The organism is Nocardia australiensis (assembly GCF_020733705.1).
GTDB lineage: Bacteria > Actinomycetota > Actinomycetes > Mycobacteriales > Mycobacteriaceae > Nocardia > Nocardia australiensis.
This window is the reverse complement of the sequence record NZ_JAJFZM010000001.1, coordinates 2372386-2391494: the sequence shown is the minus strand read 5'-3', so window position 1 is coordinate 2391494 and position 19109 is coordinate 2372386. Positions and strand designations below refer to the sequence as shown.

Annotated in this window: 22 protein-coding genes; 5 read left to right on the top strand and 17 right to left on the bottom strand. The window is 65.0% G+C overall.

Translation table 11 applies throughout. The annotated features are described in order from the left end of the window. Positions 1-120 precede the first annotated feature (120 nt). The 11 genes from rpsQ to rpsJ are packed head-to-tail and all read right to left on the bottom strand — an operon-like array spanning position 121 to position 5396. Positions 121-390 (bottom strand): 30S ribosomal protein S17, encoded by a 270-nt coding sequence (rpsQ, locus tag LKE06_RS10795; protein ID WP_227998451.1) that lies wholly within the window; start codon positions 388-390, stop codon positions 121-123. After that, positions 387-626: a 50S ribosomal protein L29 gene (gene rpmC, locus LKE06_RS10790; protein WP_227998450.1), complete on the bottom strand. Its 240-nt coding sequence runs from the start codon at positions 624-626 to the stop codon at positions 387-389. The genes rpsQ and rpmC overlap by 4 nt, the downstream gene beginning before the upstream one ends. Continuing rightward, positions 626-1042 (bottom strand): 50S ribosomal protein L16, encoded by a 417-nt coding sequence (gene rplP, locus LKE06_RS10785; protein ID WP_227998449.1) that lies wholly within the window; start codon positions 1040-1042, stop codon positions 626-628. The genes rpmC and rplP overlap by 1 nt, the downstream gene beginning before the upstream one ends. Before the next feature lie 3 nt (positions 1043-1045). Further along, positions 1046-1855, bottom strand: coding sequence for a 30S ribosomal protein S3 (rpsC, locus tag LKE06_RS10780; RefSeq protein ID WP_227998448.1), 810 nt, complete (start codon positions 1853-1855; stop codon positions 1046-1048). Beyond that, a complete protein-coding gene (gene rplV / locus LKE06_RS10775) occupies positions 1856-2257 on the bottom strand; it encodes a 50S ribosomal protein L22 (protein ID WP_227998447.1) in 402 nt (133 codons plus the stop codon). It abuts the gene before it with no gap. Beyond that, on the bottom strand, positions 2254-2535 hold the full coding sequence (gene rpsS / locus LKE06_RS10770; protein WP_227998446.1) for a 30S ribosomal protein S19: 282 nt from the start codon (positions 2533-2535) through the stop codon (positions 2254-2256). Before rpsS ends, rplV begins: the two co-directional genes overlap by 4 nt. Before the next feature lie 17 nt (positions 2536-2552). Next, positions 2553-3392: a 50S ribosomal protein L2 gene (rplB, locus tag LKE06_RS10765; RefSeq protein WP_227998445.1), complete on the bottom strand. Its 840-nt coding sequence runs from the start codon at positions 3390-3392 to the stop codon at positions 2553-2555. 33 nt (positions 3393-3425) lie between these two features. Beyond that, complete coding sequence (gene rplW, locus LKE06_RS10760; RefSeq protein WP_040731336.1) at positions 3426-3731, bottom strand: 50S ribosomal protein L23; 306 nt, start codon at positions 3729-3731, stop codon at positions 3426-3428. Beyond that, the gene (gene rplD, locus LKE06_RS10755) at positions 3728-4414 is read right to left on the bottom strand and encodes a 50S ribosomal protein L4 (RefSeq protein WP_227998444.1); all 687 of its coding nucleotides are present in this window, start codon (positions 4412-4414) and stop codon (positions 3728-3730) included. Before rplD ends, rplW begins: the two co-directional genes overlap by 4 nt. After that, positions 4411-5076: a 50S ribosomal protein L3 gene (gene rplC, locus LKE06_RS10750; RefSeq protein ID WP_227998443.1), complete on the bottom strand. Its 666-nt coding sequence runs from the start codon at positions 5074-5076 to the stop codon at positions 4411-4413. The genes rplD and rplC overlap by 4 nt, the downstream gene beginning before the upstream one ends. 14 nt (positions 5077-5090) lie before the next feature. Continuing rightward, positions 5091-5396 (bottom strand): 30S ribosomal protein S10, encoded by a 306-nt coding sequence (gene rpsJ, locus LKE06_RS10745; RefSeq protein ID WP_003938093.1) that lies wholly within the window; start codon positions 5394-5396, stop codon positions 5091-5093. A 536-nt stretch (positions 5397-5932) separates the two neighbouring features. Here rpsJ and LKE06_RS10740 point away from each other — a divergent pair. Together LKE06_RS10740 and LKE06_RS10735 are read left to right on the top strand one after the other, a co-directional pair. Further along, entirely contained in the window at positions 5933-6409 is a 477-nt protein-coding gene (locus LKE06_RS10740) for a hotdog fold domain-containing protein (protein WP_227998442.1), read from the top strand. A 123-nt stretch (positions 6410-6532) separates the two neighbouring features. Then, positions 6533-7717: a lycopene cyclase family protein gene (locus LKE06_RS10735; protein ID WP_227998441.1), complete on the top strand. Its 1185-nt coding sequence runs from the start codon at positions 6533-6535 to the stop codon at positions 7715-7717. Positions 7718-8136: 419 nt separating this feature from the next. Here LKE06_RS10735 and LKE06_RS10730 read toward each other — a convergent pair whose 3' ends face one another. Genes LKE06_RS10730 through LKE06_RS10720 form a run of 3 tightly spaced genes read right to left on the bottom strand, consistent with a single transcriptional unit; the run spans position 8137 to position 10819 of the window. Beyond that, positions 8137-9003, bottom strand: a complete 867-nt coding sequence (locus tag LKE06_RS10730) for an ABC transporter permease (RefSeq protein ID WP_227998440.1) — start codon at positions 9001-9003, stop codon at positions 8137-8139. Further along, positions 9000-9818: an ABC transporter permease gene (locus tag LKE06_RS10725; protein WP_372477322.1), complete on the bottom strand. Its 819-nt coding sequence runs from the start codon at positions 9816-9818 to the stop codon at positions 9000-9002. The genes LKE06_RS10730 and LKE06_RS10725 overlap by 4 nt, the downstream gene beginning before the upstream one ends. Continuing rightward, positions 9815-10819, bottom strand: coding sequence for an ATP-binding cassette domain-containing protein (locus LKE06_RS10720; RefSeq protein WP_227998439.1), 1005 nt, complete (start codon positions 10817-10819; stop codon positions 9815-9817). Before LKE06_RS10720 ends, LKE06_RS10725 begins: the two co-directional genes overlap by 4 nt. Before the next feature lie 387 nt (positions 10820-11206). Here LKE06_RS10720 and LKE06_RS10715 point away from each other — a divergent pair, with 387 nt between their 5' ends. Next, complete coding sequence (locus LKE06_RS10715; protein ID WP_227998438.1) at positions 11207-12706, top strand: aldehyde dehydrogenase family protein; 1500 nt, start codon at positions 11207-11209, stop codon at positions 12704-12706. Here LKE06_RS10715 and LKE06_RS10710 read toward each other — a convergent pair. After that, positions 12659-13921, bottom strand: a complete 1263-nt coding sequence (locus LKE06_RS10710; protein ID WP_227998437.1) for a TetR/AcrR family transcriptional regulator — start codon at positions 13919-13921, stop codon at positions 12659-12661. The genes LKE06_RS10715 and LKE06_RS10710 overlap by 48 nt on opposite strands. Positions 13922-14061: 140 nt before the next feature. Here LKE06_RS10710 and LKE06_RS10705 point away from each other — a divergent pair, with 140 nt between their 5' ends. Both LKE06_RS10705 and LKE06_RS10700 read left to right on the top strand, forming a co-directional pair. Beyond that, the gene (locus LKE06_RS10705; RefSeq protein WP_227998436.1) at positions 14062-14877 is read left to right on the top strand and encodes an enoyl-CoA hydratase; all 816 of its coding nucleotides are present in this window, start codon (positions 14062-14064) and stop codon (positions 14875-14877) included. Between the two features lie 673 nt (positions 14878-15550). Beyond that, positions 15551-16576 (top strand): SDR family oxidoreductase, encoded by a 1026-nt coding sequence (locus LKE06_RS10700; RefSeq protein WP_227998435.1) that lies wholly within the window; start codon positions 15551-15553, stop codon positions 16574-16576. Here the strand turns inward: LKE06_RS10700 and LKE06_RS10695 are convergent. Together LKE06_RS10695 and LKE06_RS10690 are read right to left on the bottom strand one after the other, a co-directional pair. Then, positions 16573-17811, bottom strand: a complete 1239-nt coding sequence (locus LKE06_RS10695; RefSeq protein WP_227999396.1) for an Nramp family divalent metal transporter — start codon at positions 17809-17811, stop codon at positions 16573-16575. The two genes, LKE06_RS10700 and LKE06_RS10695, sit on opposite strands and share 4 nt — an antisense overlap. Positions 17812-17960: 149 nt before the next feature. After that, positions 17961-18983, bottom strand: a complete 1023-nt coding sequence (locus LKE06_RS10690) for an alpha/beta hydrolase (RefSeq protein ID WP_372477361.1) — start codon at positions 18981-18983, stop codon at positions 17961-17963. Positions 18984-19109 lie beyond the last annotated feature (126 nt).

The window sequence follows — 19109 nt, the reverse complement described above, 5'->3', positions numbered from 1 at the left end:
ATGTCACCGGCCGCGATTTCACGCCAACGGTTTTCGCCACACGTGTCCTCGACGCAAAAGGCCCGCTTCCCAAATGGGAAGCGGGCCTTCGGCTTCGAACTCAGTTTCTCGAGATCAGCCTTACTTGGCCTTCTCGAGGACCTCGACCAGACGCCAGCGCTTGGTGGCCGACAGCGGGCGGGTCTCCATCAGCTGAACGCGGTCGCCGATACCGGCGGTCTCGTTCTCGTCATGCGCCTTCACCTTGGAGGTGGTGCGAATGATCTTGCCGTAGAGCTTGTGCCGGTAACGGTCTTCCAGCTCGACGACAATCGTCTTGTTCATCTTGTCCGACACAACGTAGCCGACACGTACCTTGCGGCTGTTGCGCTCTTCCTTCGTTTCGCTCATGCCGCATCTCCCTTGCCAGCGGGTGCCGAGGCCAGACCGAGCTCGCGCTCGCGCATGACCGTGTAGATACGCGCGATCTCGTGACGAACGACACGCAGACGACGGTTGTTGTCCAGCTGACCCGTCGCCATCTGGAAGCGCAGGTTGAACAGCTCTTCCTTCGACTCACGCAGGCGGGCGACGAGCTCCTCTTCGGTGAGCTCGCGGAGCTCTGCGGCCGGTGTTCCGGTAGCCATCAGAACTGCTCCTCCCTTGTCACGATCCTGCACTTCATCGGGAGCTTGTGCATCGCGCGGCGCAGGGCCTCACGAGCGGTCTCCTCATTGGGGTAACTCATTTCGAACATCACGCGACCGGGCTTGACGTTCGCGATCCACCACTCCGGCGAACCCTTACCGGAACCCATGCGGGTCTCGGCGGGCTTCTTGGTGATCGGGCGATCCGGGTAGATGTTGATCCAGATCTTGCCGCCACGCTTGATGTGGCGAGTCATCGCGATACGCGCCGACTCGATCTGCCGGTTGGTGACGTAGGCGGGCTCGAGAGCCTGGATGCCGTATTCACCGAACGCGACCGAGGTGCCGCCCTTTGCCATTCCGGAACGACCCGGGTGATGCTGCTTCCGGTGCTTGACCTTCCGAGGCATCAACATGCGTCAGCCCTCCTGCTTTTCTGCCGGAGCGTCGGCAACCGCAGTAGCGGCGCCAGCACGCCCGGCCTCAGTGCTGGTCGCGGTGGTACCGGCCGAACCGGACCGACGCGGGCGGCTCGGCCGCTCACGACGCTCGCGGCGGTCACCAGCGGCGGGCGCGGCCGAAGCCGTGACCTCACGCTTGCCACCGACGATGTCGCCCTTGTAGATCCAGACCTTCACACCGATACGACCGAAGGTGGTCTTGGCCTCGTAAAGGCCGTAGTCGATGTCCGCACGCAAGGTATGCAGCGGAACCCGACCCTCACGGTAGAACTCCGAGCGCGACATTTCGGCGCCACCGAGGCGGCCCGAGCACTGCACACGGATGCCCTTGACGTTCGGCGAACGCATGGCCGACTGGATGGCCTTACGCATCGCGCGACGGAACGCCACACGGTTGGACAGCTGCTCGGCAACACCCTGAGCAACGAGCTGCGCATCCGATTCCGAGTTCTTGACCTCGAGGATGTTCAGCTGCACCTGCTTCTTGGTGAGCTTCTCCAGCTCGGCGCGGATGCGATCGGCCTCGGCGCCGCGGCGGCCGATGACGATGCCAGGACGCGCGGTGTGGATGTCCACACGCACACGGTCACGGGTGCGCTCGATTTCGACCTTCGAGATGCCCGCCCGCTCCATGCCGGTGGCGAGGAGCTTGCGGATCTGGACATCTTCCTTCACGTATTCCGCGTACTGCTTGTCCGCGTACCAACGCGACTTCCAGTCGGTGGTGATACCGAGGCGGAAGCCATGGGGGTTGATTTTCTGTCCCATTTACTTTGCCCCTCCCTTCCGGCGGTTACGAGTGGATCCACCGGCGGTGGGGACGCTCTCGACCTCGATGGTGATGTGGCTGGTGCGCTTCCGGATGCGGAAAGCACGGCCCTGGGCACGCGGCTGGAACCGCTTCATGGTCGCACCCTCATCGACATAGGCCGTGGAGATGACCAGTGTCGACGGGTTCAGGCCCAGGTTGTTCTCGGCGTTCGCCGCGGCACTTGCCACGACCTTGGCAACCGGATCGCTCGCGGCCTGCGGAGCGAACTTCAGGATCGCCAGTGCGTCCTCGACTCGCTTGCCGCGGACCAGGTCCACGACACGACGAGCCTTCATCGGGGTCACGCGAACGTGCTTAGCCGTCGCGCGAGCCGTCGGGTTCTGAGTTTCAGTCGTCATCGCCGCTTGCTCTTCCGGTCGTCCTTGACGTGGCTCCTGAACGTGCGCGTCGGCGCAAACTCACCGAGCTTGTGCCCGACCATGTTGTCCGAAATGAACACCGGGACATGCTTACGACCGTCGTGGACGGCGAAAGTGTGGCCGATGAAGTCGGGGATGATCGTGGAACGACGCGACCAGGTCTTGATGACCTGCTTCGTGCCCTTCTCGTTCTGAACGTCCACCTTCGCGAGGAGGTGATCGTCGACGAACGGGCCCTTCTTAAGACTGCGTGGCATCTTCTACTCCCTCCTGGTTATCGCTTGTTCTTGCCAGTGCGGCGGCGGCGGACGATGAGCTTGTCGCTCGGACGGTTGGGCTTGCGGGTGCGGCCTTCCGGCTGACCCCACGGGCTGACCGGGTGGCGACCACCGGAGGTCTTGCCCTCACCACCACCGTGCGGGTGGTCGACCGGGTTCATGACGACACCACGGACGGTTGGGCGACGGCCCTTCCAGCGCATACGGCCGGCCTTGCCCCAGTTGATGTTCGACTGCTCGGCGTTGCCGACCTCACCGACGGTGGCGCGGCAGCGCACGTCGACGCGACGGATTTCGCCGGACGGCATACGCAGCGTGGCGTAGGTGCCTTCCTTACCGAGCAGCTGAATGCTGGAGCCCGCGGAGCGAGCCATCTTCGCGCCACCGCCCGGACGCAGCTCCACGTTGTGAATCGTGGTACCGGTCGGGATGTTGCGCAGCGGCAGGTTGTTACCCGGCTTGATGTCGGCCGTGGGGCCGGACTCGATCGGGGTGCCCTGCTGCACGCCCTTCGGCGCGATGATGTAGCGCTTCTCGCCATCCACGTAGTGCAGCAGCGCGATGTTCGCGGTCCGGTTCGGGTCGTACTCGATGTGAGCGACCTTGGCCGGGATGCCGTCCTTGTCCAGTCGACGGAAGTCGATCAGACGGTAGGCGCGCTTGTGGCCGCCACCGCGGTGCCGAGTGGTGATGCGACCGTGCGCATTACGACCACCCTTGCTGTGCAGCGGGCGAATCAGCGACTTCTCGGGGGTCGACCGGGTGATCTCGGCGAAGTCCGAGACGGACGAGCCACGGCGACCAGGGGTTGTCGGCTTGTACTTACGGATTGCCATGAGTTCTTCTCTACTTTCTGGATTCCCAGGCGCTTACGCGACCGGGCCTCCGAAGATCTCGATGGGCTTGCTGTCGGCCGAGATGGTCACGAGCGCGCGCTTGGTGTTCTTGCGCTTGCCGTAACCGAAGCGGGTCCGCTTGCGCTTGCCCTGACGGTTGGCGGTGTTGACGCTGGTAACCGTGACGCCGAAGACCTTCTCGACGGCGATCTTGATCTGCGTCTTGTTGGAGTCCGGGTGCACGATGAAGGTGTAGGTGCCTTCCTCGATCAGTCCGTAGGACTTCTCCGAGATGACCGGCGCCAGCAGGATGTCGCGGGGGTCGGCGATGGTGGTCACTTGCTCTCCTCCTGTGCAGTTTCGGCGGGGCCGTGCACAAAGGCGTTCAAGGCCTCCACGCTGAACACCACTTCGTCGCTTTCCAGCACGTCGTAGGTGTTGAGCTGGTCCGGCGCGATCGGGTGCACGAACTCGAGGTTCTGCACGCTCTTCCAGGCCGCCAGGTCCTCACGTCCGAGGACGATGAGGAACTTCTTGCGGTCCGACAGCTCCTCGAGGAAGCTCTTGGCCGTCTTGGTCGACGGGGCCTGCCCGGCAACCAGTTCGGTGATCACGTGGATGCGCTCGTTACGCGCCCGATCCGAAAGCGCTCCGCGCAACGCGGCGCGGATCATCTTCTTGGGGGTGCGCTGGCTGTAGTCACGCGGCTGCGGGCCGTGGACGGTGCCACCACCGGTGAACTGCGGCGCGCGGGTCGAGCCCTGACGGGCGCGGCCGGTGCCCTTCTGCCGGTACGGCTTCTTGCCACCACCGCGGACTTCACCGCGGGTCTTGGTGGAGTGCGTGCCCTGACGGGCCGCGGCAAGCTGCGCGACGACGACCTGATGCATCAGCGAGACGTTGGCGGTCACGTCGAAGATCTCCGAGGGGAGTTCGACGGTGCCGTTGGTCTTGCCGCCCAGTTCCTTGACCGGAAGCGTCAGGTTGGTCTTCTTCTCCGTGTTTACTGCGGAGCTGGTCATGCGTGTGCACCACCCTTCACGGCGCTCTTGACGACGACGACGTTGCCGCGACGACCCGGGATCGCTCCCTTGATCAGCAGCAGGCCGTTCTCGGCGTCCACCTTGTGAACCGAGAGGTTCTGGGTGGTGACGCGGTCGTTGCCCATCCGGCCCGACATCCGCATGCCCTTGAACACGCGGCCGGGAGTGGCGCAACCACCGATGGAACCCGGGCGACGGTGCACGGCCTGCGCACCGTGCGAGGCGCCCTGACCGGCGAAGCCGTGACGCTTCATGGTGCCGGCGAAGCCCTTGCCCTTGCTGGTGCCGGTCACGTCCACGTACGCGCCTTCTTCGAACACCTCGGCAGTCAGCTCCTGGCCGACCTCGAAGGTGGAAGCATCCGCGACGCGGATTTCGGCGACGTGGCGACGCGGGGTGACACCGGCCTTGGCGAACTGGCCGGAGACCGGCTTGTTCACCTTGCGCGGGTCGATGGCGCCGAAAGCGACCTGGACGGCGCTGTAGCCGTCCCGCTCCATGGTGCGAATCTGGGTAACGACGTTCGGTCCGGCCTTGATGACGGTCACGGGAACGACGCGGTTATTGTCGTCGAACACCTGGGTCATGCCGAGCTTGGTGCCCAGGATGCCGGCCGCTGGCCTGTTCTTGTTATCAGTCATGTCTCGAGTCCCCGTCACTGAATGTTGACGTCGACGCTGGCCGGCAGGTCGATACGCATGAGCGCGTCAACCGTCTTCGGCGTCGGGTCGAGGATGTCGATCAGCCGCTTGTGCGTACGCATCTCGAAGTGCTCGCGCGAGTCCTTGTACTTGTGCGGCGAACGGATGACGCAGTACACGTTCTTTTCGGTCGGCAACGGCACCGGCCCGACGACACGGGCCCCGGTGCGGGTCACCGTCTCCACGATCTTGCGCGCAGACGCGTCGATCGCTTCGTGGTCGTAGGCCTTGAGCCTGATGCGGATCTTCTGTCCCGCCACGCTAAGTGTCCTTTTCTCCGCTTTTCGTTCGTGACCCGAACGCCGGCTACAGCGTCCGAACCACCCTCAATTTGCACAGCCCGAACACACGAAGACGTCTCAGCTCGAGAGAGAGACCGCGACCGGGCACGCCCGATCATTCGCCGCTGTTCATCTGTCATGGTTCTCCGGTCCACGCGGTCGGGCGTGTCGCCCATCCGTTCATTCCTCTGCCCCGGAATCGAAATTCACCTCAGGCTTCGGAACACTGTCCCGGACGCACCCACACTGGAATCCAGTGAGGTACACGATTGGGTATTGCTCGCCTAGCAACCCTCCATAACCCGTAGAACAGGGATGGCCCGGCGCAAGGCAACCCGAACAGTATGCCCGACCCGACCGACGACTTCAAATCCACCCCCCACCCATTCACTCCGGCCGCCCCCAGCGCAGGTCGGACCCCGGATCCCGGGCGCGCCCCCGCAGGCTCTCGACCCAGCGAAAAGTATGCCGCTTCACCATCCGAACCAAACTTACTTCCGAGTAAGATAGCGGGTATGACAAAAGAGACCGCGACCCATCGGGCCTGGAAGAAACTGCCGGACAACCGGCTGGGGCACACGCTGTTCTCGCTGGGCATGGTGGCCCGGGTGCCGTACTTCGGCACGGTGCTGCCGAGCGTGGTGCGACTGGAGCCAGGGTTGTGCGAGGTGACCTCGCCGAAGTGGTTCGGCATTCACAACCATCTGGGCACCTACCACGCGATCGCGGCGTGCAACCTGGCCGAGGTGGCGATGGGGATGCTGAGCGAGGCGACGGTGCCCGGCACACACCGCTGGATTCCCAAGGCGATGAACGTGCAGTACCTGGCCAAGGCGGAGACCGGGCTGCGTGCGGTGGCGAAGCTGCCTGAGATTCCGGACTTCGCGACGATCACGACGGGGCAGGAGTTGATCGTGCCCGTGTCGATATACGACAAGAGCGGGCTGGAGGTTGTACACGCCGACATCACCACCTGGGTCACACCCAAGTAGTCGGCGGGCACCCGGGTGCCCGCAACGTGCGGCGACGCCCCGTGGACGCGGGTCACCGACCCTTCGGGTCCGCACCACGCGGAACAGTTGCGTCGGTGCTGCTGGGACCGTTTGATTGCCGATATGGGCGTGCATACGAAGTCGGATGTCTGCGTGGTCGGTCTCGGTCCGACCGGGCGCGCCTTGGCACACCGCGCGATGCTGGCGGGATTGCGCGTGACCGCCGTCGATCCGCGTCCGGAGCGACCCTGGCCGCCCACCTTCTCATGCTGGATGGATGAACTGCCGGAATGGTTGTCGCCCACGGCTATCGCTACTCGGATCGAAGCGCCGACGGTCTGGACGAACACCAAGCATCGCATCGAACGCCCCTACTGTGTGCTATCCAAATCCGGCCTGCGCGATGCGCTGCCGCTCGATGACGCGACCGTGCTGGCCGGACGCGCGACCCGCGTCGACGCCCACAAGGTGGAACTGACCGACGGCACAATCCTCGGTGCGGCAACGGTTTTCGATACCCGCGGGCTGCCGGCACCCGGGCGGCGCCGGGCGGCCAGCGCGCACGGCATCTTCGTCGACGCCGAGACCGCGGCGCCGATGATCGCCGATGGCGAAGGGCTGCTGCTGGATTGGCGCCCGGAAAACGGGGCGGGCCCGGGCGAACCGCCCTCGTTCCTCTACGCCGTCCCAGTCGGTGACGGCACCGTACTCTTCGAGGAAACCAGCCTCGGCCTGCGTGGCGGCATGCCGCAACACGAGCTGCGCAACCGCACACTGAGCCGACTTGCCACGCACGGAATCACCCTCACCGGCGACGAACCGATCGAGGCCGCGCACTATCCACTGGATCAGCCACCACCGAAAAAGGGTACTGCCCAAGCGATTCCGTTCGGTTCACGCGGCGGCATGATGCATCCCTGCACCGGATACAGTGTCGCCGATTCGCTCGCACTCGTCGACACCGCCATCACCACGCTCCAACAGGACCGCGACCCCATCACGCAACTTTGGTCCCGGCAGGCCCGCCTGACCTACTGGATGCGCATGCGCGGCCTCGGGGGCCTGGGCCGCCTGACCATCGAACAGTCCATCTCCATGTTCGACGCCTTCTTCACCGCGTCCCCCCGCGGCCAGCGCGCCCTACTCTCGACCCACGACGACTACATCGCCCTCGCCGCCGTACTAATCAACACAGTCACCCACACCTGGCCCTTCCACTGGCGCTACGACCTGGTCGGCTGGACCAACCGCAACCGGTGGCTCAACCACGACTTCACCCCCGCCCCCGCGGCAAACACCACCCCCTAACCAGAAAGCCCAAACAAGCACCCACACCCCCAACACCAACACCCGTGGCCGCGACCTCGACACCCCGACTCACCCCCCACGAAGCGAGTCTTACGAGCGACCCGTTCGCGGCCGGCTCGCATCCGAGTAGCCGAAGCGAGGCGACGAAGTCGCGAGTCTCGGCTGCTCGGATGCGAGCCTTCGGGGCCGCGAACCCGCCGCCCCCGCGGCCAACAACCCCCAACACCAACACCCCGTGGTCGCGACCTCGACACCCCGACTCACCCCCACGGAGCGAGTCTTACGAGCGACCCGTTCGCGGCCGGCTCGCATCCGAGTAGCCGAAGCGAGGCGACGAAGTCGCGAGTCTCGGCTGCTCGGATGCGAGCCTTCGGGGCCGCGAACCCGCCGCGCCAGCGGCCAACAACACAGCCGATAACTCAAGCTTCAGCGGCGCGGCGGTAGCCGCGGATCGCGGGGTAGGCGAACACGATGATCAGGCCGAGGGTCCAGGCGAGGGTCTTCAGCAGCGGTTCGGCGACCGGCCCTCCGTAGGACAGTCCCTTCATCGCATCGATGGCACAGCTCATGGGCTGATTGGCGACGGTGTCCTGCAACCAGGTGGGATAGGCGAAGACGGGGACGAAGCCGGAGTTGAAGAACATCAGCAGGGTGTTGAACGTGCCGATGAGGCTGACGAGCAGGATGCCCTCGGTGATGGTCGCCAGCGTGGTGACCAGCACCGCGAAGCCGATCCCGAACAGCACCGGAATGCCGATCAGTGCGAGCGCCGCGAGCGGCCCCTGACCGAAACGGAAGCCGACGGCGTAGCCGACCGCGATAACGAACACGGTGGTGATGAGCACGCGCAACGCCTCGGCCAGCAATCGTCCGGTCAGCCCGGCTGCCCGGTGCACAGGCATGGTCCAGAAACGGCCGAGCAGACCGGTGGCTTTTTCGCGCTTGAATCCGAGCGCGCTGACCACGGCGCCGGACATCGCGGCGACGAGCGTGATCATCGCGACCTGGCCGTAGATGCTCGGCATGCCGGTGGCCGCGGTTATCGGTTTACCGAGCACGACACGGAACATCAGCAGCGTCAGCGCCGGATAGACCAGCGTCTGAATGGTGGTCGCCGGGTCACGCATCCACACCATCAACAACCGTTTGCACTGGATCATGCTGTGCGTCACCCAGGTGCTCAGCGCGTGTTCGGACTTGGCGGTCACCTCCGGTAGTGGAGTGTTCCCGGCCAGGCCGGGCGCCTCGGGGGCGGCGGATTGTCTGGTTGCCTCGATCGAACTCATGCCCGCCTCACACTCGCCCAGATCGCCAACGGGGTGAACGCGATGACCAAACCGCCCAACCAGACCAGCGGCACCCAGAGCACCTGCCAGCTCACTCCGTCCTGCGCCATATCGCGTAATGCGAAGGAGAACTGGGAGATCGGCTGGTTGCGCACGAAAGGCTGGATCCAGGTCGGGAAACTACTCTCCGGCACGAATCCGCAGGAGAGCATGCCGAGGATCAATGTGGGCAGGGTCAACGCCTGGCTCAACGATTCCGGACTCCTGGTGAGATTGCCGAGCGCGTCGGCGCCGAGCGCGAGCACGGTGCCGACCGCAAGCGAGAACACACAGAACAGCACGGCCTGGCCGAATCCGGCCACGAACCGGAAACCGATCAGGTACCCGAAGATCAGCGCCGCCGTCAGCGAGACAACCGAGCGGACCATTCCGGCCGCGATCCGCGCCGATAGTGGGACGAGCATCCCGATCGGCATGGTCTGCAACCTGGTACTGAGCCCGGTGAGCGCCTCGAACGCCGACAGTTGCGCGTTCGACATCATGGTGAAGGCCATGGTCTGTAGCACGATGATCGGCATCACGAACTGCGCGTAATCGATGCCCTGGAACTTCATCACATAGCGCAGCGGCAGATAGAAACCGAGGGTGAACACCAGCGGGGTGATCGCCGCGACGATCAATTCACCCTTGGTGGCCATTGTTCGGATGATCCGGCCGGTCAGGGCCCGCCATTGGGCGAACGACGAGGGCGTGGCATCGGGCAGGTCGATGAACAGCGTCGCGGTATCGGGGCCGACGACGGTAGGAGCACTCACGCGTTGCCGCCCGAATGGCCGGTGATGGAGAGGAATACGTCATCGAGCGACGGCCTGCGCAGCGCGATATCGGCCAGCGCGATATCGGCGGTGTCGAGCCTGCGCAATGCCTCGGTGAGGGTGGCCGCACCGTCGGGCGCCGGGATGGAGATCCGGTCCCCGCCATTGATTTCGACGAGCACCGCGGCCGGCACCAGATCGCCGAGCGCGGTGGCGGCGTCGCTGAGGTGTTTCGGGTCGAGCGGAACAACCTCGCAGTAGCTGCCACCGGTCTTGGCCTTGAGTTCGTCGGCGGTGCCCTCGGCGATCACGGTGCCCTTGTCGATGACGATGATGTTGTCGCTGAGTACGTCGGCTTCCTCGAGGTACTGCGTGGTCAGCAGGACCGTAATGCCCTGGTTCTTGAGCGCGGTCACCAGATCCCAGACACCCTGGCGGCTGCGCGGGTCCAATCCGGTGGTCGGTTCGTCGAGGAACACCACCTCCGGCCGCACCACCAGACCGCAGGCGATATCGACACGGCGGCGCATACCACCCGAATAGTTGCTCACCGCGCGGCGGCCCGCGCTGGTCAGGTCGAATTCCTCGAGCAGCACATCGGCACGCTTACGGGCCGCGGATTTGGTCAGGCCCATCAACCTGCCGAACAACTCGAGGTTCTCCCGGCCGGACAGGTTCTCATCCAGCGCGGCGTACTGGCCGGTCATCATGATCGACCGCCGCACCCCGGCCGGATCCTTCTGCACGTCGTGGCCGGCCACGACGGCGGTGCCGGCGTCCGCGCGCAACAGCGTGGACAGGATCTTCACCGTGGTTGTCTTGCCCGCACCGTTCGGGCCGAGGATGCCGAGAACACTGGCCCTCTCGGCACGAAAGCTGACACCTCGTAGCGCGTGGACGTCGCCGAAGGATTTCCTGACATTGTCGACGAAAACCGCGTAATCACTCGGATCGACCGCGGCAGGACTCGGGTGCGAATCTGCTTGGTTCAAGCTCGGCATCAACTCTCCACTATCGGCCGGGGGGCGACCTGGTCGCCGCAACGCACACATAAGTACGTCCGGGTTGGTGATCCGTACCGCCTGGCGCGATGTTACCGGCACGGTCATTTCAGGCTCGCGTCGTTTCCCGCGGCAGCGTCCGCGCGGTACCCACCCGACCGCCCACTCATGTGTGCGCTTGCTCACAATAATTCGGGTCGATCGGCTCCGTGCTGGCTCGATGCCGATTCGGCATACCAGCGATAGCGCATCGGCGGCGCCGGAGCCTTGTCGGGCCGCCGCGGCGACCATAGTCTGCTATTCGGGGAAACACATGCACTCACTCGGCGGCGGCAGCGCTGCTTCTGGCGAAGCGACTGCGCCGGATCGACTCTGCGGGAGGTAGCCATGGCCGAGACCGCGCAGCAATCGGGCCAATCGAACGTGCTGACGTCATACGATCCGCGTACCGGCGAGATCGTCGGCAATTACGCGGTGATGGGCGCCAGCGAACTGAACCGTACCGTACGCGCCGCGCGATCGGCCGAAAAGTGGTGGGCCGAACTGGGATTCGGTGGACGCAAGCGCTGGCTGCTCGATTGGAAACGCAGCATCACCAGGCGGGCAAGCGAATTGGTGGAGATCCTCTGCGAGGAAACCGGCAAACCCGAGGCGGACGCGGCCATCGAGGTCATGCTGGCCGTGGAGAATCTGGATTGGGCCGCGCGCAACGCGGCCAGGGTGCTGGACCGTCATCGGCTCGGATCCACCCTGCTGACCCGCAACCAACACGCCTCGGTCGGTTACCTGCCGCTCGGCGTCGTCGGTGTCCTCGGTCCGTGGAACAACCCCGTGTTCACCCCGATGGGCTCGATCGCCTACGCCATGGCGGCGGGCAATACCGTGGTGTTCAAACCGAACGAACTCACCACCGGAGTCGGAGTCTGGCTCGCCGAGAGCTGGAACCGGCTGGCCCCGAATCAACCTGTGCTGCAGGTGGTTACCGGCGATCACTCGACCGACGCCGCGCTGTGTCGGACCAAGATCGACAAGCTGGCCTACGCGGGCTCGGATGCCGGAGCGCGTGAGGTGATCTCGCTCTGCGCGCAGAACATGACTCCAGTGGTGGTGGAGCGAAACGGCAAGGGCACCATGGTCGTGCACGTCGACGCGAAACTCGACGACGCCGCGGAGGCCGCGGTCTTCGGGGCGATGGCGAACGCGGGCCAGAATGCCACCGGCATCCAGCGCGCCTACGTCGCCGGTTCGGTATCGGACCGGTTCCTCGAACTGGTGGCCGAACAGGCGCGTCGGCTGCGACCGGGTGCGGACAAGCGCGCGTCCTATGGGCCGATGATCCTGGATTCGCAGGTCGACGTGGTGCGCAAGCAGGTTCGCGACGCGCTGGCCCGCGGTGGCCGGGCGGTCGTCGGCGGACTCGACTCGATCCGCGAGCCCTATATCGAACCCATCGTCCTGACCGAGGTACCCGAGGAAAGCGTCGTGATCACCGGCGAGGGCATCGGACCGGTGCTGATCGTCAATACGGTCGCGGATATGGACGAGGCGGCGCAACGGATCAACGCGGTCGGCAACGGCGTCGCGGTGTCGGTGTTCACCAGGGACGTGCACAGCGTCGAGACGCTGGCGGAGCAACTCCGGGTCGGCGTTGTGACTATCAATTCCTCGACCGCCTACGCCGGGATTCCGGCACTACCCATTGGCGGAGTCGGCGAATACGGCCAGGGCCATCACCATGGCGACCAAGGTCTGCGGGAGTTCAGCCGGACCCTCGCCATTGCCCGCAAGCGCTACCGGTCGCTGGTGCACCTGTCCACCTTCGATCGCCATACGCGCAATCTACGGCTGGCCAAAACCATCTTCCGCAGTCGGCACGGCTGGCGCTGAGCCGCCGAGCAGCACCGCCTCCATCAGCGCGCACACCCGGGCCAATTGTTCGGGCCTGGCATCGAACTTGGTCAGCCTGCCGACATCGATCACCTGACCGTAAGCGGCGTGCACGCGGAACCTGGCCTCAACCTGATCACCGTCGAGCAGGTTGGCCCATTCCAGAATGTTCTGGCGTTGGATGGCACGTAGTTTGTGCTGTTCGGCCTGCGGCAGATTGCTGAACTCGGCGTAGTAGACCGGCATGATTTCCGGCATCGTGAACGTGAGCCTGGCCTGCTGGTAGGCGATGCGTCGGACCGCGTCGGGACGGCTGCTCGACTCGGCGAGTGCCTCGGTGATCGCGATCGCGACCCGGTCACCGGTGCGATGGAACGCCGCGGCGAGCAGGTCGGCCTTGCTGGTGAAATACCGGTACACGCTGGAAGCATTGATGCCGACCGCCGCGCCGATCTCCTCGATGCTCGCCTCGTGGTATCCCTGCCTGCCGAAAATGCGGATCGCCTCGGTGAGTAGCTGTTCGCGTTTCGATGTGACCGGCAGCCCACGGACCACCGGTCCAGGATCTGGGCTCGACGACGCGGGCGGCAACTCGGCACCCAGGATCGACCAGCACATATCGTGCAACAGCGGCAGTAGCCGCGCGGTCGACAGCGCGGTGCGGTGCGCGGAGATACTGGCGATCGCGCTGAGCACCGCGGCGGCGAGCGTCGCGACATCCTCGGGTGGCGCGGTAGGTCGAAGCCGCGCGATCGGTGCGGCCACTGTCGCATTGAGATCGTCGTAGATTTTTCGGATCCGGACTCGATCCTCGCGCTCCAGGTAGCGCCGCTCCCATCGGTAGAGTCCGGCCTCGCGCCGAATGTCGATAGTGTGCTCGCTCATGGCCTTGATCAGGGCATCCAATCGACGCGATGGCTCGAGCTGCGGATCGTCCGCGGCGCGGGCAATCCCGAGCAGGTGCCGGGCGCCCTCTTCCGCGGCCGCGACGAGCAGCGCGTACTTATTGCGGAAATGCCGGTACAGCGCGGGCCCGGAAATACCGACCTCGGCGGCGATCTCATCCACACCCACCGGGTAATACCCGCGGTCACTGAACGCGCGAGCCGCCGCCCGAATGATCTGCACCTTGCGATCCTTTGGGCGGCGGCGCACCGTCCGGCCGGTCTCAGGCCGCGCGGGAGCGAGGTGGACCTCGCTGCCATCCGCGACCATGTAGCTCTCCGTTCTCCAGCCGGCGCCACTGTTGACAGCGCCGAGCAAATCATCCTAAGTTAACCACAATTCGCATAATTAACCACTATTCATGGCGCCGGCCGTAGCGATCCCACCAAATTCCATACCAGGAGCACCCCATGAGCAACATCGATTCCGCAACGCCTGGATCCACTCCCGCCGGATTCTCCGCCGTCCACGACGGCAACGTGCTCCGGGTGACCATCACCAAGCCGAAGCGGAAGAACGCCATTGACTACGACACCATGACCGCGCTCGGCGACACCTTCCTCGCCGCAGCGGCGGACCCCACGGTGCGAGTGATCGTGCTGACCGGCGAAGGCACCGACTTCTGCACCGGCGCCGATCTGGCCGCAACCGCATCCGAAGCCGAACGCGGTATCACCCCCGACATGGTGATGGACGTTGCCAACCGACTCGTCAAAGCCATCGTCGACGCACCGATTCCAGTCATCGCACGAGTCAAGGGCGCGGCCGCGGGCGTCGGCGTCGGCATCGCGCTGGCCTCCGACCTGGTCTACGCCAGCGAAGAGTCCTATCTGCTGCTCGCCTTCGTCAACATCGGCCTCATGCCCGACGGCGGCGCCGCCTCGATGGTCGCCGCAGCGGCCGGACGCCCGCTCGCCGCCGAGATGGCGCTACTCGGCGAACGACTGCCCGCACCAAAAGCGAAGGCGGCCGGACTGTTCACCGCAGTCCTCCCCGATGACGAACTCGACGCCACGGTCGAAGCCGCGGCGGCGAAAATCGCCAGCGGCCCACGTCGCGCACTCGAACTCACGAAGAACGCACTCAACGCCGCCACCCTGACCCAGCTGGACACGACACTCGCAGCGGAGAAGGCCGGGCAAACCGAATTGCTCCAGTCGGCTGATTTCTTCGAGGGCGCGGCGGCAATGCTGACCAAGCGTAAGCCGGTATTCGGGTCTGCTTGACGGGTGGTGCAGGGCGCCTGATGGGTACGGATCAGGTGGTGCTGGACGGGCATATTTGTGTGCGTATTCGTCGGCTGGTGGGGGGATAATGACGGTCGGGCGGACGACGGCGAGAAAGACGACGGCGAGGCAGTGGGTGCGTATGCGGTGACGTGCGGGACTCGGAGTGCGGTAGTCCAGTGAGGTTTGCTGTGTTTATTGGCCGCTGGCGCGGCGTGTTCGCGGCCCCCTTTGGCTCACGTCCGAGGGGCAAATACTTGCTCCTTCGTCGCATCGTATTTGCCCCTCGGACGCGAGCCGGCCGCGAACTCTAGTGCTCGATCTCGCTTCGCTCGAAAACTGGTGTCGTGGCGAGTGGGTGCGCAAGTGGGCTCGTGCGGCACCGACCGATTCTGTACACAGATAGTGCCGTGGTTTGACAGTTGAGGGGCTCGGTCTCGCTGCGCTCGAAACTGGGGCGCGACTAACGAGCACGTCAGCGGGCTCATGCGGCGCCTACTACTTCTGCACACAGATAGGTGCTGCGCTTTAGCAGCCGAAGGGCTCGGTCTCGCTGCGCTCGAGAGCTGTTATGGGCTGGTGCGGCACCTCGGGGCGGCGTTCAGTCGATTTGCGAGGTTTGGTTATTGGGTTCGGCACGGCGCGGCGAGTTTATAAGCTATGTTCATCGGCTATGGCTTACCTGGTTACTGGTGCTACTGGGTTTATCGGTCGGTTCCTGATTCCCGAGTTGTTGCAGCGGGCAGGGGATATTCATGTATTGGTTCGGCCGGGAGCAGATTCGGCTGGGCGGTTTGCTTGGTGCGCCCGCGAGTGGACGGGTGGGGATCGGGTGCGGGGGGTGCCTGGCGATCTCGGTGCGGATGGGCTCGGCATCGATCCGCAGTGGCTTGATGAGCATCGCGGGTCGATCGACCATGTTTTCCATCTAGCCTCCAGCTATGACATGGCCGAGGGCGGCGACGGGACCCGGCATGTGGTCGATGTCGCGGCGAATCTGAAAGCCGGTCTGCTGCATCATGTTTCGACGGTGGAGGTGGCGGGTTCGTTCGAGGGGCTGTTCACCGAGGACATGTTCGATCAGGGGCAGGCGCTCACTACCCCGTTGCAGCGGGCCAAGTTCGAGGCCGAGCGGGTCGTGCGCGAGTCCGGACTGAGCTGGCGCGTCTATCGGACGCCGATCGTCGTCGGCCATTCCCGCACCGGCGAGTTCGACCGGATCGACGGCCCCTACTACTTCTTCCGGCTACTACGAATGGCGGCTCAACTGCCACGAATCCTGCCGGTGCTGGTGCCGAAGCTGGGCGAAACCAACATGGTGCCGGTCGATTTCGTGACCCGCGCTCTGGATTACCTTGCGCACCAGCCTGGTTCGGACAAGACAACCTTCCATCTGGTCGATCCACGCCAGCAGACGGCGGTCGAGGCGCTCAATCTGTTCGCGGACGAGGCTGGCGCACCTCACCTGGTGGAGGTAATGCCCAAACGCGGTCTCGACATGATGCTGCGGGTGCCCGGCGCGCACCGACTGCTCCCCCGGGTCGGCGTTCCGCTGGATGTATTGGAGCACAGCGAGTTCACCTGCCGATTCGATGCGGGCCACGCCACCGGGGCGCTCGCGGTAACCGATATCAAAGTGCCGCCGCTGGCCGCGTATGCCCCGATCATCTGGAAGTACTGGATCGAGAACTGGGTTTAGGCGCCGGTGATGGTGAGATAGATCAGCGCGATATTCAGCAGTGTGATGATGCCGGCGACCAGCCATGCCAGCGCTGTGGTGACGCGATGATTGACGTCGGCGCCCATTAGCACGCGATTACTGGTGAGCCGGACCAGCGGAATCAACGCGAAGGGAATCCCGAACGACAGCACCACCTGCGAGACGATCAGCGCACGGGTCGGATCGACACCCGCGGCGAGGATCGCCAGCGCCGGGATCAGCGTGACCACCCGGCGCGCCACCAACGGTATTTTCCGGCGCAGCAGTCCCTGCATGATCATCGCGCCCGCATAGGCTCCGACGGAGGTCGAGGCGAGGCCGGAGGCCAGCAGGGCGATGGCGAGCAGCAGCGCGGCCATCGGGCCGAGTGCGTCGCCGACCGCGGCATGGGCGCCCTCGATGGTGTCGACATTGTCGCGCCCACGCAGGGTGTGCGCGGCCATCAGCAGCATTGCCAGGTTGACCGCGCCCGCGAGCACCATGGCCAGCCCGACATCGATCCGGGTCGCGCGCAGTAGCCGCACTCGGTGCGGGCCGACCTCCGGGTTACCGTGTCGATCGCGCGCCAGCCCGGAATGCAGGTATACCGCGTGCGGCATGACCGTCGCACCGATCATGGCCGCGGCCAGCAGCACGCTCTCGGTGCCGTCGAAGCGCGGCACCATTCCGCCAAGCGTCCCGGTAACCGATGGCGGCGCGATCACCACGCTGGCCAGGAAACCGATGGCGATGATCGCGAGCAACCCGGTGATTACCCGCTCGAATGGCCGCTGGCCGCCCCGATCCTGCACCATGAGCAGCCCCATCGACACCACGCCGGTGATCATCCCGCCAACCAGCAGCGGGAGGTCGAAGAGCAGGTGCAACGCGATCGCGCCACCGACAACCTCGGCCAGATCGGTCGCCATCGCGACCGTCTCCGCCTGCCCCCAGTACGCCAAGCGCACCGAACGACTCGAGCGCGACCGGACCGCCTCGGGCAGCGACATACCGGTGACCAACCCGAGTTTCGCGGACAGGAACTGCACCAAACCCGCCATCACGTTGGCCATCACGATCACCCACACCAGCAGGTAGCCGAACTCGGCGCCCGCACTGATATTGGAGGCCACATTGCCGGGGTCCACATAGGCGATCGCGGCGACGAAGGCCGGACCGAGCAGAACCGTCACAGCTCTCGCGCGTGCGGACGCGGAACGCGCCGAATCCACCAAGGTTGTACTCACAGAACAGAATTTTACGGGTTACCGAACTTTTTGGTTAGCGGTTCCTGCATAAAACGAACCGTCCTGGTCGCACCGATGGTGCAACCAGGACGGCTGGTAGGTAATCAGGCCAGGTCAGCGGCTCTGACGATGCTGGTTCAGATGCCCATACCCTTGGCCAGGGTCGGCCAGGAGTTGCGCAGCTCGTCGTTCCAGTAGCCCCAGGAGTGGGTGCCGGAGTCCCGGAAGTTGAACGTGGCCGGGATGCCGAGCTGGTTCAGCTTGTTCTGCAGGTTGTGCGTGCAGTAATTGGTGCCCGCCTCGATAACACCGCCGATGAGGATCTGGTTGGCCAGACCGTAGGCGCCGGGCAGCGCGTACTCACCGTTGAGCGTGTCGTACTGGCCGGGCAGGCCATTGCCGGACGAAACGTAGAGGTCGACGCCACGCAGACTCTCGGCATTCACATACGGGTCATTGGCCGCCCACTCCGGCGAGCCCTCCGGACCCCACATGTTGTCGGTGTTGCCACCGCCCCAGGTCTCGACGGTCAGCTTCACGAACTGCGCACCGACCGGGTCACTGGTCTGCGCGCAACCGCTGTAGGCGGCGGCGGCCTTGTACAGACCCGGCTTGGCGATCGGCAGCGCGAGCACGGTGGTGCCCGAAGTGGACAGGCCCGCAATAGCATTCACGCCATTGGTGCCGAGCGCGCCGTCGATCAGCGGCGGCAGTTCCTCGGTGAAGAAGGTCTTCCACTTGTTACGGCCCAACGCCGGGTCGTCCTGAATCCAGTCGGTGTAGTAGCTCCACTTGCCACCAATGGGCTGAACGATGTTGGCGTTCTTATCGGACAGGAAATTCAGCGCGTCGGTCTTGGCGACCCACGACGCGTCGTCCTGGCCACCACCGGCACCGTTGAGCAGGTACAGGGTCGGCCGCGGCACGGACGCGTCGGCCGGACGCTGCACATCGACGGGAATGGTCTTGTCCATCGCCGCGGAGTACACCGACAGCCGAATGCTGCGGTCGTCCTTGTACTCGGCCTTGGTGATGCGCGAGCCATTCGGCGACGTCGGGTTCGCGAGCAGACTCTTGGAGTCCATGATCGGGTCTGCCGTCGCTGTGGATGCGCCGAATCCGGACATGACTCCCGCGAGAACTGCGGTCGCCGCGATCATCGCGGCGGCACGCGTGCCGCGGCGCCGGGACTGTCGACGGATCAATTTCACACCTTCACTTCGTATCGGAATAACGGGTGGGCTCTTCCATGGCCGCCGGGCATCCGCACCTCGGCACCACGCCGA

Bases quoted from the DNA above. Each gene is read 5' to 3' on its own strand.
- rpsQ (WP_227998451.1), bottom strand. From the start codon at position 390: ATGAGCGAAACGAAGGAAGAGCGCAACAGCCGCAAGGTACGTGTCGGC.
- rpmC (WP_227998450.1), bottom strand. From the start codon at position 626: ATGGCTACCGGAACACCGGCCGCAGAGCTCCGCGAGCTCACCGAAGAG.
- rplP (WP_227998449.1), bottom strand. From the start codon at position 1,042: ATGTTGATGCCTCGGAAGGTCAAGCACCGGAAGCAGCATCACCCGGGT.
- rpsC (WP_227998448.1), bottom strand. From the start codon at position 1,855: ATGGGACAGAAAATCAACCCCCATGGCTTCCGCCTCGGTATCACCACC.
- rplV (WP_227998447.1), bottom strand. From the start codon at position 2,257: ATGACGACTGAAACTCAGAACCCGACGGCTCGCGCGACGGCTAAGCAC.
- rpsS (WP_227998446.1), bottom strand. From the start codon at position 2,535: ATGCCACGCAGTCTTAAGAAGGGCCCGTTCGTCGACGATCACCTCCTC.
- rplB (WP_227998445.1), bottom strand. From the start codon at position 3,392: ATGGCAATCCGTAAGTACAAGCCGACAACCCCTGGTCGCCGTGGCTCG.
- rplD (WP_227998444.1), bottom strand. From the start codon at position 4,414: ATGACCAGCTCCGCAGTAAACACGGAGAAGAAGACCAACCTGACGCTT.
- rplC (WP_227998443.1), bottom strand. From the start codon at position 5,076: ATGACTGATAACAAGAACAGGCCAGCGGCCGGCATCCTGGGCACCAAG.
- LKE06_RS10740 (WP_227998442.1), top strand. From the start codon at position 5,933: ATGACAAAAGAGACCGCGACCCATCGGGCCTGGAAGAAACTGCCGGAC.
- LKE06_RS10735 (WP_227998441.1), top strand. From the start codon at position 6,533: ATGGGCGTGCATACGAAGTCGGATGTCTGCGTGGTCGGTCTCGGTCCG.
- LKE06_RS10730 (WP_227998440.1), bottom strand. From the start codon at position 9,003: ATGAGTTCGATCGAGGCAACCAGACAATCCGCCGCCCCCGAGGCGCCC.
- LKE06_RS10720 (WP_227998439.1), bottom strand. From the start codon at position 10,819: ATGCCGAGCTTGAACCAAGCAGATTCGCACCCGAGTCCTGCCGCGGTC.
- LKE06_RS10715 (WP_227998438.1), top strand. From the start codon at position 11,207: ATGGCCGAGACCGCGCAGCAATCGGGCCAATCGAACGTGCTGACGTCA.
- LKE06_RS10710 (WP_227998437.1), bottom strand. From the start codon at position 13,921: ATGGTCGCGGATGGCAGCGAGGTCCACCTCGCTCCCGCGCGGCCTGAG.
- LKE06_RS10705 (WP_227998436.1), top strand. From the start codon at position 14,062: ATGAGCAACATCGATTCCGCAACGCCTGGATCCACTCCCGCCGGATTC.
- LKE06_RS10700 (WP_227998435.1), top strand. From the start codon at position 15,551: ATGGCTTACCTGGTTACTGGTGCTACTGGGTTTATCGGTCGGTTCCTG.
- LKE06_RS10690 (WP_372477361.1), bottom strand. From the start codon at position 18,983: ATGATCGCGGCGACCGCAGTTCTCGCGGGAGTCATGTCCGGATTCGGC.